This is a genomic window from Rathayibacter sp. AY2B3 (genome assembly GCF_002931755.1).
Lineage (GTDB): Bacteria > Actinomycetota > Actinomycetes > Actinomycetales > Microbacteriaceae > Rathayibacter.
Genome location: NZ_PSUG01000042.1, coordinates 18,342 through 31,955, shown reverse-complemented (window position 1 = coordinate 31,955; position 13,614 = coordinate 18,342). Strand labels below are relative to the sequence as shown.

Below are 13,614 nucleotides of genomic sequence, written 5' to 3'. Positions count from 1 at the left end.
GCCGGAGGCAGGCGCCGCCGACCATCGTGGTCCGGCCCGCTCCGAAGAGCACCGAGGAGCAGCTCGCCGACCCCGAGCCGCCGCGTCCGCGCCCTCGCCGTCGGAGCCGCCCTCGCCCTCGCCGCCGCTCTGCTGCCCGCGCAGGCCGCCGCCGCCGCCACTCCCGCCACCCTCTCGGTGCTGAGCCTGGGCGACTCCATCACCCAGGCCTACGGCACCTGCGGCTCCTTCGGCGACTGCCCGCGCAACAACTGGTCCACCGGCACCAGCACCTCGGTGAAGTCCTTCGCGTCGCGACTGCGCGCGGCACTGCCCGGCACCACCGTGACGACCGCGAACTTCGCCACCACCGGCGACGTCGTCGCGCAGGTCCCCTCGCGGATCGACGCAGCGGTCGCCGCCGGCGTGCGGCCCGATGTCGTCACCCTGCTCATCGGCGGCAACGACCTCTGCTCGCCCGACAACCGCGTCGCCTCCGACGGCTACACCATGACCCCGGCGAGCACCTTCCGCACGGGAGCCTCCGCCGCGATCACGAAGATCCGCACCACGTGGCCCTCCGCCCGCATCGTCCTCTCCTCGATGCCGAACGTCGCGTCCGAGTGGTCGGTCGTCAAGACCGGAGTCGGCGCGCTGGTCTGGTCCGGCGGCGACCTGTGTCGCACCACCCGCGGCGTCAGCTCGACGGGCCGTCGGCTGAGCAGCACCGCTGCGGCCGCCTCCGCCGCTGCCGCGAAGACGCGGACGACGCAGTACAACACCGCCCTGCAGACGGCGTGCAGCGCGGCCGGTCAGCTCTGCGACTGGGACGGTGGTGCGCTCACCGCGACGCCCGTCACGAAGAGCCTGATCGGCACCACGGACTACTTCCACCCGAGCATCGCGGGCCAGGCGAAGATCGCCTCGATCCAGTGGGCCGCGTCGAACTTCTCGAAGTAGCGCCCCCCAGAGCGGCCGCTCAGGCGTCGAGCGGTCGCTCCCCCTCGCGACGGCGGCGCTGCTCCTCGGCGAGCCGCGCGTAGTGCGCCTCCTCGCGCTCGAGGTCGGCGAGCTGCTCCTCGGTGCTCTTCGGAGCGGGCCGGACCACGATGGTCGGCGGCGCCTGCCTCCGGCGGCGGGGTGCTCGACCGCCGGGCACGAAGGAGCCGCCGTCCCCGCGCTTCCAGTCGTGCCCGAGCAGGAACCACAGCGAGACGCCGATGAGCGGGAGGAAGAAGATCAGGAGGATCCACACGATCTTCGGCAGGTTCTTGATGACGTTGTCGGGCTGCCGCACGACGTCGACCAGCGCGAGCACGGTCAGGACGATGATCACCAGCGACACGACGAACCCCATGCAGACGAGGGTACGACGCCCGCGGGCCCGCGCGCCCGGTCGCTGTCCTCCGCGCCGTTTTCCCGTCGTAACCGAGGCTCAGCGTGGCGAAAGGCGGCCGATCCGACCGATTCACACATCTCAGCCTCGGTTGCGCACCCCCGCCCCGTCCGCCGTCGCTCATGACACCATCGGACGATGACCGAGACGCCGCCCGCTCCGGCCCCGACGCCGGCGAAGCGCCGCTGGACGGCCGCACGCTTCGCACTGCTCGTCGGCGCCCTCCTGATCCTGGCCGGCCTGGCCGCGCTCGCGCTCGTGCCGCTGCAATACGCGACCCTCAGCGCCCAGGGCTTCGACGATCTCTGCCGGGGAAGCCTCGGCGGCGTCCCTCCCGAGGCCGGTGAGCTCGTCCGCGGCTTCTGGTCGTGGTGGCCCCTCGGCGCTGCTTGCCAGTGGACGCTGCTCGACGGCACGACGGTGGTCGACCTCCCCGACTGGTCGACGACCGCCGTCGCGGTCGTGGGCGCCGTGCTGCTCGTCGTCGGAGCGGCGCTCGCGATCGCGTCGCCGCTGCTCCGCCGCCGGAGCGCTTCCGCCCCGTCCGCCTAGCGGTCGAAGAGGTTCCCGAGGTCGCCGAGCCCCGGCAGCTGGAAGTCCGAGCCGAACTCCGACACCTGCTCTCCCAGCCCGGACACGTGCTCGCCCGCGCCGGAGACGAACTCTCCCGCGCCGCCGGTGATGTCGCCGAAGTCGCCCAGGTCGCCGAACCCGCCGGCCAGGTTCTCGAAGTCCACACCGAGCCCGGACGCCTGCGCGAGCAGAGGACCGGCGACGCTACTGATCACGGCACCGCCCGCGACCGCCGCGAGCAGTCCGCCCGCCGCGCCGAGCCCGATGCCGGCCGCCGCTCCGACGCCCGCACCGGCGAGGACACCGCGGGTCCCCGGCTTCGAGAACATCGTCTTGAGGAACCCCGGGTTGTTCGCCTCGCCGCGCGTCGCCGCGCGCGCCAGGTCGTCGGGGGCGGAGGAGCGCGGCTGCTCGTTCGCGGGCAGCTCCTCCCGGAGCCGCGCCTCGACCTGAGCGCGCTGCGCCGGCGTCAGCTTCGCGAACGCGTCGCGGTGCACCTGCTCGAGCTGCTCGGGGTCGGCCGTGCGGAGGAGGTAGTCGTAGCGCGCGATCGCGGCACGGTCCTCCTGCGTGACGACCGGCTGCTGCCCGGGCCGGGCGTCCTGGGGTCGCGCGGAGGGGCGCTGCTGCGGCGAGCCGTACTGCTGGGACGGCTGAGCCTGCCCGCTCCGCGAATCGCCCGTCACCTTGTCGGCGGCGGTGCGCACGAGGTCGCGCCAATCGGTCGTCCCGCTCGAGGACGACCCCGAGCCGCTCTTCGAATCGAGCGCCTTCGACGCCATGCCGAGAACGCGCTTGAACATGCTCACAGAGAACCTTCCGTCGAGTACCAGCCTCGATCATGGCGGCGCAGCCTGAGCGAAGACCCGCGAGACGCCCTCAGAAGGCCGTGAGCGGTCAGCTCCTCGGGCGTCGCTCCGAGATCTCCTCCCCGCTCCCCGCCTGGTCGAGGAGGTCGCGCACGGACCGCGGGCGGAGGACGGCCCGCCACATCCAGCCGAGGAAGGGGATCCCGAGTTCGGACAGCCGCCTCCTGCAGACGGCCGCCGCGTGACCGGCCGACGCGAGGAGCGCACTGAATCCCGCGAGCCAGCTGTTCGCGAACGCGTCCCGCTGGACGGCGAGGCTCAGGACGAGGACGGCGAGCGCGGCAGCAGCGAGCAGGAACAGACCGCCGCGGAACCGTGGTGTGCGCGCTCGTCCGAAGAGCAGGCCCACGAGCAGCCCTCCGACGACGGCGGCAGTGGTGAACACGTCGACGCCCCCTTTCCTCTCTTCGGCGACACGAGCTCGGTCCGGAGGTCGGCCTCCGGCCTCCGTTCACGGCGGTTCCGAGTTCGACCACCGCGTCACCCGAGAACCCGCGAAGGAGCTCCTCGGTCGGGCGTCACGCCCGTGGAGAAGCTCGGAACCGGGCAGGACTCTCAGCGACTCGAACCGTCGGCGCCTCGACAAGCAAAGCCTGGAGTGCTCCGCGGGGCCAGATCGTGGCCTGGAACGGAGCGACGGCGGCGGTCTTCGGAACGACCGACCCCGATCGCGGATCGTGGTGCCCCTGGAGGGACTCGAACCCCCAACCTGCTCCTTAGGACGGAGTCGCTCTTCCATTGAGCTACAGAGGCTGGCCGAGCCAGTGTACCCGCCGTGCGCCGCCCCCCGCGAAGCGCCGACCGGCCCCCACCACAATGCCCGCGAAGCGCGCTACGGCCGTCGTCGTGCCGAACGAGCGGCACGCCTCTCTTGACACCACCGCTTCTCGCCTCCATGGTTAGTTACAACACCGACTAACCACCTGACCCAGCACCGAAGGAGCCCGCGTGGACGACTCCCGCCCGCTCTTCCTGCAGATCGCCGAGCAGATCGAGAACGACATCATCGACGGCGCGCTGCCGGAGGAGTCGCAGGTCCCGTCGACCAACGAGTTCGCCGCGTTCCACCGCATCAACCCGGCCACCGCCGGCAAGGGCGTGAACCTGCTCGTCGACGACGGGGTGCTCTACAAGAGGAGGGGGATCGGCATGTTCGTCGCCGAGGGGGCGCGCGACCGGCTGGTCGAGAAGCGCCGCACGCAGTTCCGCGACCAGTTCGTCGCTCCTCTGCTCGCCGAGGCCGCCAAGCTCGGCCTCAGCACCGAGCATCTCGCCGACATGATCAGAGAAGGGGGATCGCGATGAGCGCGGTCATCGAGGTCAACGACCTCACCAAGCACTACGGACGGATGCGCGCTGTCGACGGCATCGGCTTCGCACTGGAGGAGAACCGCATCGACGGACTCCTCGGGCGCAACGGCGCGGGCAAGACGACGCTGATGTCGATGCTCACCGGCCAGGAGTTCGCCAGCTCGGGCGAGATCCGCGTCTTCGGGCGGTCGCCGGTGGAGAACGCCGCCGTCCTCTCGCGCACCTGCTTCATCAAGGAGAGCCAGAAGTACCCGGACGACTTCAGGGTGAAGCACGTCCTGCGCAGCGCCCCCTGGTTCTTCGACGGATGGGACGAGGCGTTCGCCCGAGAGCTCGTCGAGGACTTCCGCCTCCCGGTCGACCGCAAGATCAAGAAGCTCTCCCGCGGGCAGCTGTCGGCGATCGGAGTGGTCGTCGGTCTCGCCTCCCGCGCCCCGCTCACGTTCTTCGACGAGCCCTACCTGGGCCTGGACGCCGTCGCCCGGCAGCTGTTCTACGACCGCCTCCTCCAGGACTTCGCCGAGCACCCCCGCACAGTCGTCCTCTCCACCCACCTCATCGACGAGGTCAGCAGCCTGCTCGAGCACGTCCTCGTCATGGACGAGGGCCGCCTCGTCGTCTACATCGACGCGGAGGAGCTCCGCGGTGCCGCGGCGACGGTCATCGGGCCCCGGCAGGCCGTCGAGTCGTTCACCGCGGGCCGCGAGGTCATCGCCCGCTCCGCTCTCGGCAGCCGCGCCTCGGCCACGCTCCCCCGCCTCGACTACGCCTGCCGCGCCTCCGCCGCCCGCCACGGGCTCGAACTCGAGTCCGTCCCCCTCCAGCAGCTCGTCGTCCAGCTCACCACCGGGAAGGCCTCGGAATGACCGCCCTCATCAGCTCCCCCGCGCGCCACGACACCGCCGCCGGCCGCCTCGGCAGCATCGTCCGCCTGCACTTCGCGAACCCCGCCACCATCCTCTACACGCCGCTGATCATCACCGCCGTCATCCTGGCGGGCAACCTGGTCGTCTGGTGGCTGATCCTCCGCGGGCTCTCATCCGGCGAGCGCCTCGAGGCGCAGGAGGGGATGACCTACTCCGGCGCGTCCTTCTTCCTCTTCGTCTACATGATGGTCGTGGCCGTCCAGTCGGTGAACGTCACCTTCGGCCTCGCCCTCGGCTACGGCGCCACCCGCCGCGACTTCTCCCTCGGCACGGCCCTCACCTTCGTCGCCCTCTCGGTCTTCTACACCGGCGTCTTCGTGGTCCTCGGGATCGTGGAGCGGGCGACCGACGGCTGGGGCTTCGGCGGCAGCTTCTTCCGCTCGATCTACTTCGGCGGGGACTCCGTGGGCGAGCAGGCCGTCGCGGTGCTCTGCGCCCTGCTCTTCTTCTTCTTCGTCGGAGCGGCGACGGCGGCGGTCTACGTGCGCTGGCGCCAGCGCGGGATGCTGCTCTTCTTCGGGATCCTCGGCGCCCTCGTGCTGGCGGTGATCACCCTCCTCACGCTCACCGAGAGCTGGCCGGCCGTGGGCTCCTTCTTCGGCCGCGTCGGGTACGCGGGCGGCTACGGCCTCTCGCTCATCCCGACCGCGATCGCCGGAGTCGCGGGCTGGGCGATCCTCCGCCGCGCCACCCCGCGCAGCAGCTGACACCACCGGCACCCATCCGCCGAGCGGGGCGGGCCGACACCCTCCGGAGCCGGGCCTGCAAGGCCCTTCCGCCCCGGGCGTCCGGGTGCCAGCGTGGGCACATGGCCGACTCCCCCGCTCCGTCCCTCCTGCCCGTCCCCGAGCACAGCTGGATCGCCCGACCGGCTGACGCCGAGCTCACCCAGGACACTCTCGACACGGTCGACGCCTGGTGGCGCGCCGCGAACTACCTCGCGGTCGGGCAGATCTACCTGCTCGCGAATCCGCTCCTGAAGACCCCGCTGAGCCGGGACGACATCAAGCCCCGCCTGCTCGGCCATTGGGGCACCACCCCCGGTCTCAACCTGATCTACGCGCACCTGAACCGCGCGATCCGAGAGCGTCGCCAGCCGACCCTCTACATCACCGGTCCCGGCCACGGCGGACCGGGCATGGTCGCCAACGCCTACCTCGACGGCACCTACAGCGAGATCTACTCCCACATCGACGAGTCGGAGGAGGGACTGCGGCGCCTCTTCCGCCAGTTCAGCTTCCCCGGCGGCATCCCGAGCCACGCCGCCCCCGAGACCCCGGGCAGCATCCACGAGGGCGGCGAGCTCGGCTACGCGCTGAGCCACGCCTACGGAGCGGCCTTCGACAACCCGGACCTGCTGGTCGCGGCGGTCGTGGGCGACGGGGAGGCCGAGACCGGCCCGCTCGCCACCAGCTGGCACTCCAACAAGTTCGTGAATCCGCTCACCGACGGCGTCGTCCTGCCGATCCTGCACCTCAACGGCTGGAAGATCGCGAACCCGACCGTCCTCGCCCGGATCCCGCAGGAGGAGCTCGACAGCCTCCTCCGCGGCTACGGCCACGAGCCGTTCCTCGTCGAGGGCGGCTTCGACGGCGAGGATCCCATGCGCGTGCACGAGCGGTTCGCCGACGTCCTCGACACGGTGCTCGACCGCATCGCCGCGATCAAGGAGCGCGCCGCCGCCGGCGACCTCTCCCGTCCGGCCTGGCCGATGATCGTGCTGAAGACTCCGAAGGGATGGACCTGCCCGACCGAGATCGACGGCGTCCAGGTCGAGGGCACCTACCGCTCGCACCAGGTCCCGCTGCCCAACGCCCGCGACACGGAGGCGCACACCCGCCTGCTCGAGGACTGGCTCCGCTCCTACCGCCCCGAAGAGCTCTTCACCGAGGACGGCGGCGTGGTCGATCGCGTGCGCTCGCTGGCCCCCGAGGGCGAGCTGCGCATGAGCGCGACCCCGCATGCGAACGGCGGGCTGCTGCGGCAGACGCTCGACCTTCCCGACTTCCGCCGCTACGAGGTGGTAGTCGAGCAGCCGGGCGGCACCGTCGCGGAGGCGACGAAGGTGCTCGGCGAGTGGCTCGCCGACGTCATCCGCGCCAACCCGACCAACTTCCGCCTGTTCGGGCCCGACGAGGTCGCGAGCAACCGGCTGCAGTCCGTCTACGCCGCCACCGACAAGCAGTGGGACGCCGAGCTCAGCCCCCTCGATGATCACCTCGCCCGCGCCGGCCGCGTCATGGAGGTCCTCTCGGAGCACCAGTGCCAGGGCTGGCTGGAGGGCTACCTGCTCACCGGCCGCCACGGGCTCTTCACGTGCTACGAGGCGTTCATCCACATCATCGACTCGATGTTCAACCAGCACGCCAAATGGCTGGACGGGACCCGCGACATCGAGTGGCGCCGCCCGATCGCGAGCCTCAACTACCTCCTCTCGAGCCACGTCTGGCGCCAGGACCACAACGGCTTCAGCCACCAGGACCCCGGCTTCATCGACCACGTCGTCAACAAGAAGCCGGAGGTCGTGCGCGTCTACCTGCCCTTCGACGCGAACACGCTGCTCTCGACGTACGACCACTGCCTCCGCAGCGTCGACTACGTCAACGTGGTCGTCGCCGGCAAGCAGCCCTCGCCCCAGTGGCTCACGATGGCGGAGGCGGTCGCCCACTGCACCCGCGGGCTCGGCATCCTGGAGTGGGCGAGCAGCGAGCGGCAGGGCGAGTCCCCGGACGTCGTGCTCGCCTGCGCGGGCGACGTGCCGACGCTGGAGACCCTCGCGGCGGTGAGCATCCTCCGCGAGAAGCTGCCGGACCTCGCGATCCGCACGGTCAACGTGGTCGACCTGATGCGCCTGATGTCGGAGTCGGAGCACCCGCACGGCCTCTCCGACCTCGAGTTCGACGCGATCTTCACCCCCGACCGCCCGATCGTGTTCGCGTACCACGGCTATCCGTGGCTCATCCACCGCCTGACCTACAAGCGGACCGGCCACGGCAACCTGCACGTGCGCGGGTACAAGGAGAACGGCACCACCACCACTCCGTTCGACATGGTGATGCTCAACGACCTGGACCGCTACTCGCTGGTGATCGACGTCATCGACCGGACCCCCGGCCTCGGCGCCCGCGCCGCCGGTCTCCGCCAGGAGATGCAGGACGCCCGCATCCGCGCCCGCGCCTACACGCGCGAGCACGGCGAGGACATCCCCGAGGTCGCGAACTGGACCTGGGCCGGCGAGCGCTCCGGCAACGCCAGCGCCAACACCGGCAACGACAACGAATAGCCCCGCCCCTACCTCCCCCTTCGCGAGATGCCACCTGTGATGCCGACACGCCGTCGGACCCCGTCACAAGTGGCATCTCGCGGAGAGGAGCGACCCGTCAGGCTGCGGGGGCGAGGTAGTCGTCCCAGTCGGGCTGCGTCCGCTCCGCGCCGCGCACGAGCCAGGAGCCGGCGCGCGGCATCCGGGGGACGGTCCGCAGGCGCCAGCCCATCTCGTGCGGGGTGCGGTCGCTCTTGACGTTGTTGCAGCGCTGGCAGCAGGCGACGAGGTTCTCCCACGTGTCGCGGCCGCCGCGCGACTTGGGCTGGATGTGGTCGATCGTCGCCGCGTACTGACCGCAGTAGCCGCAGCGGTGGTTGTCGCGGCGGAGCACGCCGCGCCGCGACACCGGCACGCTCCGGCCGCTCGGGATGCGGACGTACCGGGTCAGCACGATCACCGAGGGCCGCACGTGGTCGCCGTGCGCGCTGTGCACCGGATTGCCCTCGTCCGCAGCGATCACGGTCGCCTTCTCCGTCATCAGCAGGACCAGGGCCCGCTTGAACGACACCACCGCGAGAGGCTCGTAGCCGGCGTTCAGAACCAGAGTGCGCATCAGTGACCTCCGTGCTGTCGCACGCCGTCGCGAGACGACGTCGCGACCACGAGCAAGGGCGCCGTCGTGATGACGGCGCCCTGCGAGGCCGCGGCGGAGTGCCGCGCGATGACGTGGAGTCGTATCCGCGTGTCGGAGGAGTGCACCGCCGCGGTGAGGACCCGCGCGCGTATCGGATCGGCCGGCCGCACGCGCGAGCGCAGCCCCACGCTGTGGCGCCCGCTCCGCTCGGCCATCCCGGCACTCCGTCCCTCGACGAATCGATCCGCTCGCCACGCGAGCGGACTGGGGTTCAGGTTAACCCTTCGCGCCCGGAACACCAGGGGTCGGTCCGGATTCGTCACGCGGCGTTCACACGGGGACGACGAGAGCCCGCCCCCTCCAGGAGGGGATGGGCTCTCGAGAGGATCGACCGGGTCAGCCGTTGATGCGCACGATCCGGTAGTCGGAGGTCCACAGCGGCTGCACGCGGACGCTCGCGCCCTCGTACGGCGCGTGCAGGATGTTGCCGTTTCCCGCGTAGAAGCCGTCGTGGCCGTCCATGATCACGAGGTCGCCGGGCTGAGCGTCGGCGAGCGAGACCGGGGTGCCCATGGCGCCCTGACCCGCGGCCGAGTGCGGCATCGAGATGCCGTACTGGGCGAAGACGTACATCACGAAGCCGGAGCAGTCGAAGCCGCTCGGGTCGGCTCCGCCGAAGACGTAGGGCACGCCCTGGTACTGCATCGCGGTGGTGAACACGGCCGAGAGGCTGTAGCTGGTGGTCGGGGCGGCGGCCGCGATCTCGCTGGCGGAGGCACCGGAGTAGGAGTTGAACTCCTCGGCGGTCTCGGCGCGAGCCTCGGCGACGTCGCTCGTGTCCACGACGGGCTCGGCGACCACGACGGGCTCGGGCTCCGGGGCGGGCGGCGGCGGGGGCGCCGCCTCGGCCGAGAAGCCGTCGCGGGCGATCGCGGCCTGCACCACTCCACCGTCGACGGCCACGGTCTGAGCGGAGCCCTGGCGGAGGAGGTCGGCGCGCGACGCCGCGAACAGGCCGTCGTCCTGGCTGCCCGGAGTGAAGGCGTAGGCGGGGAGCGCCATGGTCGCGACCAGCGCACCGGCGAAGCCGACCATCGCGACCTTGCCGACGACCCGGCCCCGGCGCTTGCGCGGGGTGCCGGCCGGCGACGGCACGAAGTCGGTGATGTCCGCGCGGCGGGCGGGAGCCGCGGGAACGGCACGACGGGAGACGGGTGCGTCCCCATGGATCCGGGCGCGGATGACCGGGGGCCGGTTCTCGAAGGTCGCGTCGCCGGAGCGGTCGGGGTGGTTGGAGCGGAACCGGTCGGGCGAGCCGGCGTCCTCGTTCGGGGTGAGGGGGTTCTGGGGCAAGGGGAAGATCCTCCGACGTCCCCTCAGCCCAGGCAGCTGTCCCGTCTCATGCACGAAGCATCGGTGTGCACAGGATCCGAGACGGGTGTGGGGGCGTCGGATCCCGCGCCCTGGGACCGAGGCTCGGCCGCAGGGCTCCACAGAGCGTAAGCGACCGTTACCGATTTGTCACCTTCTCGGCGGGAAGAGACCGCTCTCCCGTTCGACTCCGGTCACCGGATGCGGTAAGGGCCCGTACGGGCCGCTCCCAGAGAAGGGCTGATCAGACGACGAGGAAGATGTGCGCCGCGACCTCGTTGGGCAGCTCGATGCCCGCCTCGGCTCCGTCGATGCGCGCGAGCACGTAGCCGTTGAGGGCCGAGAACTCGCCCTCGGCACCGGGGACGACGCCGGCCTGCTTGAGCTGGAGGAGGAGCTCCGGATCGACCTGAGCCGGCTCGCCCAGGCGCCGCACGACGCCGCGGCGGGGCTCGCTCGACCCGGCGACGAAGCGCGGCAGGCTGATGACGCCGTCGGCGAAGCGGGAGGCGGGGGTGTCGCCGAGCTCGTCCAGGCCCGGGATCGGGTTGCCGTAGGGCGACTCCGTCGGGTGGTCGAGCATCTCGAGGAGACGGCGCTCGACCTGCTCGCTCATCACGTGCTCCCAGCGACAGGCCTCCTCGTGCACGAACTCCCAGTCGAGCTTGATGACGTCGTGGAGGAGCCGCTCGGCGAGGCGGTGCTTGCGCATGACGTGGATCGCCTTGCGGCGGCCGTCGGAGGTGAGCTCGAGGTGGCGGTCGCCCGAGACGACGACGAGGCCGTCGCGCTCCATGCGCCCCACGGTCTGCGACACCGTCGGCCCGGAGTGGCTGAGCCGCTCCGAGATGCGCGCGCGCAGCGGGATGATGTTCTCCTCCTCGAGCTCGAGGATGGTGCGCAGGTACATCTCGGTGGTGTCGATCAGATCCGTCATCTCAGCCTTCCCGTCTCGGCGCGCTCCACCCTAGTGGTCGCCACGAAGCAGCATCGTCGCTGCGGCGCGACGCAGGCCTCCGTCGCTCGGAGGAGGGGTGCGGGCCGGGAACCCTAGTATTAACGCATGCCGGACCTCACCATTCCTCGCGAGCTGCTCCCCCACGACGGACGGTTCGGCTGCGGCCCGTCCAAGGTGCGGCACGACCAGCTCGCCCACCTCGCGACCCAGGGCGCGCACCTGCTCGGGACCTCGCACCGCCAGGCGCCCGTGAAGGACCTCGTCGGCCGCGTGCGCGAGCACCTCGCCACGCTGTTCCGCATCCCCGAGGGCTACGAAGTCCTTCTGGGCAACGGCGGCTCGACCGCCTTCTGGGACGCCGCGGCCTTCTCCCTCATCGAGCGCCGCGCCGAGAACCTCACGTTCGGCGAGTTCGGCCAGAAGTTCGCGGCGGCCGCCTCCGCGCCCTTCCTCGAGCCGGCCCACGTCGTCTCCGCCCCCGCGGGATCGCGGAGCGAGATCGAGATCGTCGAGGGGATCGACGTCTACGCGTGGCCCCACAACGAGACGAGCACCGGAGTGATGGCTCCGGTCCGCAGGGTCCGCGGCGACGAGGGCGCGCTCACCGTCATCGACGCCACCAGCGCGGCGGGCGGCATCGACGTCGACATCGCCGAGGCCGACGTCTACTACTTCGCCCCGCAGAAGAACTTCGCCTCCGACGGCGGACTCTGGTTCGGCCTCTTCTCGCCCGCCGCGATCGAGCGGATCGAGCGCATCGCGGCGAGCGGCCGCTACATCCCCGAGTTCCTCAGCCTCAAGAACGCGGTCGACAACTCGCGCCTCGACCAGACGCTGAACACTCCGGCGCTCTCGACGCTCCTGCTGATGGAGTCGCAGCTCGAGTGGATGAACGCGTCCGGCGGTCTGGCCTGGGCATCGGCGCGCACGGCCGAGTCCTCCTCGGCGATCTACGACTGGGCCGAGGCGTCGAGCCTCGCCACTCCGTTCGTCGAGGTGCCCGAGCACCGGTCGCAGGTCGTCGCGACCGTCGACTTCGACGCCTCCGTCGACGCCGCTCTCGTCGCGAAGATCCTCCGGGCGAACGGGATCGTCGACACCGAGCCGTACCGCAAGCTCGGCCGCAACCAGCTGCGCGTGGCCACGTTCGTCGCGATAGAGCCGGACGACGTCCGCTCGCTGCTCGGCTGCATCGATCACGTCCTCGAGCGCCTGGCGGTCTGAGGCTCCCCATGCGGCTGTGGCTGCGCGAGGAGGAGCGGCGGCCCGCGCCGCCGCCCTACGCGAGCGACGACGCGACGGCTCTGCTGGTTGGGTGCGTCGTCTGGGCCGTCGCCCTCGCGGCCGTGCTCGTGGCATCGGCCGTCGGAGCCGTCGTCGAGCCGGTCGTCCTGTCGACCGTCGTGATCGGACTGGTCCTCGGCACGATCGGGCTGTTCTACAGCCGCAACCGCCGCTAGAGCGCGTCGGTCTCCATCCGGAGCCCGGTGCCGTCGGCCTCCAGCTCGAGACGGACGCGCAGTCCGGTGAACTCGGAGAGCCGCTCGACGTGGGTCCCACCGCAGGCGATCGCGGCGTCCCCGGCGGGGAGGGTGCAGCGCCATGTCCGCCGCGTGCTGAGGAGGTCGTCGTCGCGCTCGATGCGCACCTGCGCGTCCGAGGCGATCCACTCGGCGAGGAGGGCGTCGATCCGCTCCTGCACCTCGCGGACCTCCGCCTGCAGGCGGGCGGTGTCCATCCCGCTGCGTCGGAGGGACTTGCCGAGGCGGTACACGTCGGTGGAGCCGGACTCGCGGATCCGCGAGGTCTGGACGGCCGCCTGGTCGAAGTCCGGGTTCCCGAGGGCGTCGGTGCGAGCCGGCTTCGACCAGAACGAGGCCAGAGCGGCGTTCAGGGCGAGGGAGGCGAGGTGGCAGGCGGTGTGCCCGCGGGAGAGCTCGCGCCGGTGCTCCGCGTCGACCTCGACGTCGACCTCGACGTCCGTCTGGAGTGAGGAGGCGTCGTCGACGATGTGGACGACGACGAAGCTCCAGTCCGGAGTGCCGAGCCGTGCCGGGAGCCGCTCGCCCAGGTGCAGCTCGCCGCCCTGCCACGCCCCGATGCGGCAGTCGAGGAGGCGCAGCCGCTCCCCCGCCACGACCAGCGCACCGTGATCGGGCCCCTGATCGGGCCACGTCGGGTCGACCGGGTGGGCGGCAGTCGTATCGAGGACCACCGCCCAGCGGCCGTCGTCCAGCCGGCCCACGTGCAGCACGCACCCGGAGGAGCGCACGGCGCCGTCGGGATAGGCGATGCGGGTGTCGGAGTCGATGCTCATCGGGCGGCGCCGGAG

15 protein-coding genes and 1 tRNA gene are annotated in these 13,614 nt (G+C 71.4%); 8 read left to right on the top strand and 8 right to left on the bottom strand.

The features are described 5' to 3' along the window. Positions 1–939 (top strand): GDSL-type esterase/lipase family protein (locus C5C24_RS13740; protein ID WP_104305227.1); only part of this gene is annotated, 939 nt, incomplete at its 5' end. A 19-nt stretch (positions 940–958) separates the two neighbouring features. Here C5C24_RS13740 and C5C24_RS13735 read toward each other — a convergent pair. Next, complete coding sequence (locus C5C24_RS13735; protein ID WP_104305226.1) at positions 959–1,336, bottom strand: PLD nuclease N-terminal domain-containing protein; 378 nt, start codon at positions 1,334–1,336, stop codon at positions 959–961. 177 nt (positions 1,337–1,513) lie between these two features. Between C5C24_RS13735 and C5C24_RS13730 the strand changes: the two genes are divergently transcribed. Then, complete coding sequence (locus C5C24_RS13730; protein WP_104305225.1) at positions 1,514–1,927, top strand: hypothetical protein; 414 nt, start codon at positions 1,514–1,516, stop codon at positions 1,925–1,927. On the opposite strand, the gene C5C24_RS13725 is transcribed toward C5C24_RS13730, so the two are convergent. The 3 genes from C5C24_RS13725 to C5C24_RS13715 form a co-directional block, all read right to left on the bottom strand. Further along, positions 1,924–2,751, bottom strand: coding sequence for a hypothetical protein (locus C5C24_RS13725; RefSeq protein ID WP_258065259.1), 828 nt, complete (start codon positions 2,749–2,751; stop codon positions 1,924–1,926). The two genes, C5C24_RS13730 and C5C24_RS13725, sit on opposite strands and share 4 nt — an antisense overlap. Before the next feature lie 94 nt (positions 2,752–2,845). Next, positions 2,846–3,202: a hypothetical protein gene (locus tag C5C24_RS13720; protein WP_104305223.1), complete on the bottom strand. Its 357-nt coding sequence runs from the start codon at positions 3,200–3,202 to the stop codon at positions 2,846–2,848. A gap of 293 nt (positions 3,203–3,495) precedes the next feature. Beyond that, positions 3,496–3,570: transfer RNA gene (locus C5C24_RS13715), tRNA-Arg, on the bottom strand. A gap of 195 nt (positions 3,571–3,765) precedes the next feature. On the opposite strand from C5C24_RS13715, the gene C5C24_RS13710 reads away from it, so the two are divergent. From C5C24_RS13710 to C5C24_RS13695, 4 genes are all read left to right on the top strand, one after another. Further along, positions 3,766–4,122, top strand: coding sequence for a GntR family transcriptional regulator (locus tag C5C24_RS13710; protein ID WP_104277711.1), 357 nt, complete (start codon positions 3,766–3,768; stop codon positions 4,120–4,122). Then, on the top strand, positions 4,119–4,994 hold the full coding sequence (locus tag C5C24_RS13705; RefSeq protein WP_104305222.1) for an ABC transporter ATP-binding protein: 876 nt from the start codon (positions 4,119–4,121) through the stop codon (positions 4,992–4,994). Before C5C24_RS13710 ends, C5C24_RS13705 begins: the two co-directional genes overlap by 4 nt. Next, positions 4,991–5,761, top strand: a complete 771-nt coding sequence (locus C5C24_RS13700; RefSeq protein ID WP_104305221.1) for an ABC transporter permease — start codon at positions 4,991–4,993, stop codon at positions 5,759–5,761. Before C5C24_RS13705 ends, C5C24_RS13700 begins: the two co-directional genes overlap by 4 nt. A 101-nt stretch (positions 5,762–5,862) precedes the next feature. Beyond that, complete coding sequence (locus C5C24_RS13695; protein ID WP_104277708.1) at positions 5,863–8,337, top strand: phosphoketolase; 2,475 nt, start codon at positions 5,863–5,865, stop codon at positions 8,335–8,337. Positions 8,338–8,434: 97 nt separating this feature from the next. On the opposite strand, the gene C5C24_RS13690 is transcribed toward C5C24_RS13695, so the two are convergent. From C5C24_RS13690 to C5C24_RS13675, 3 genes are all read right to left on the bottom strand, one after another. Continuing rightward, the gene (locus tag C5C24_RS13690) at positions 8,435–8,932 is read right to left on the bottom strand and encodes an HNH endonuclease (protein WP_104305220.1); all 498 of its coding nucleotides are present in this window, start codon (positions 8,930–8,932) and stop codon (positions 8,435–8,437) included. Positions 8,933–9,349: 417 nt separating this feature from the next. Continuing rightward, positions 9,350–10,306 (bottom strand): C40 family peptidase, encoded by a 957-nt coding sequence (locus C5C24_RS18065; protein ID WP_258065258.1) that lies wholly within the window; start codon positions 10,304–10,306, stop codon positions 9,350–9,352. Between the two features lie 262 nt (positions 10,307–10,568). Continuing rightward, the gene (locus C5C24_RS13675) at positions 10,569–11,261 is read right to left on the bottom strand and encodes a metal-dependent transcriptional regulator (protein WP_104224606.1); all 693 of its coding nucleotides are present in this window, start codon (positions 11,259–11,261) and stop codon (positions 10,569–10,571) included. A 126-nt stretch (positions 11,262–11,387) separates the two neighbouring features. Between C5C24_RS13675 and serC the strand changes: the two genes are divergently transcribed. Continuing rightward, the gene (gene serC / locus C5C24_RS13670; RefSeq protein ID WP_104277705.1) at positions 11,388–12,506 is read left to right on the top strand and encodes a phosphoserine transaminase; all 1,119 of its coding nucleotides are present in this window, start codon (positions 11,388–11,390) and stop codon (positions 12,504–12,506) included. An 8-nt stretch (positions 12,507–12,514) separates the two neighbouring features. Continuing rightward, a complete protein-coding gene (locus C5C24_RS13665; protein WP_104282147.1) occupies positions 12,515–12,742 on the top strand; it encodes a DUF2530 domain-containing protein in 228 nt (75 codons plus the stop codon). On the opposite strand, the gene C5C24_RS13660 is transcribed toward C5C24_RS13665, so the two are convergent. Beyond that, complete coding sequence (locus C5C24_RS13660; RefSeq protein ID WP_104305219.1) at positions 12,739–13,599, bottom strand: metal-dependent hydrolase; 861 nt, start codon at positions 13,597–13,599, stop codon at positions 12,739–12,741. The two genes, C5C24_RS13665 and C5C24_RS13660, sit on opposite strands and share 4 nt — an antisense overlap. Between the last annotated feature and the right edge of the window lie 15 nt (positions 13,600–13,614).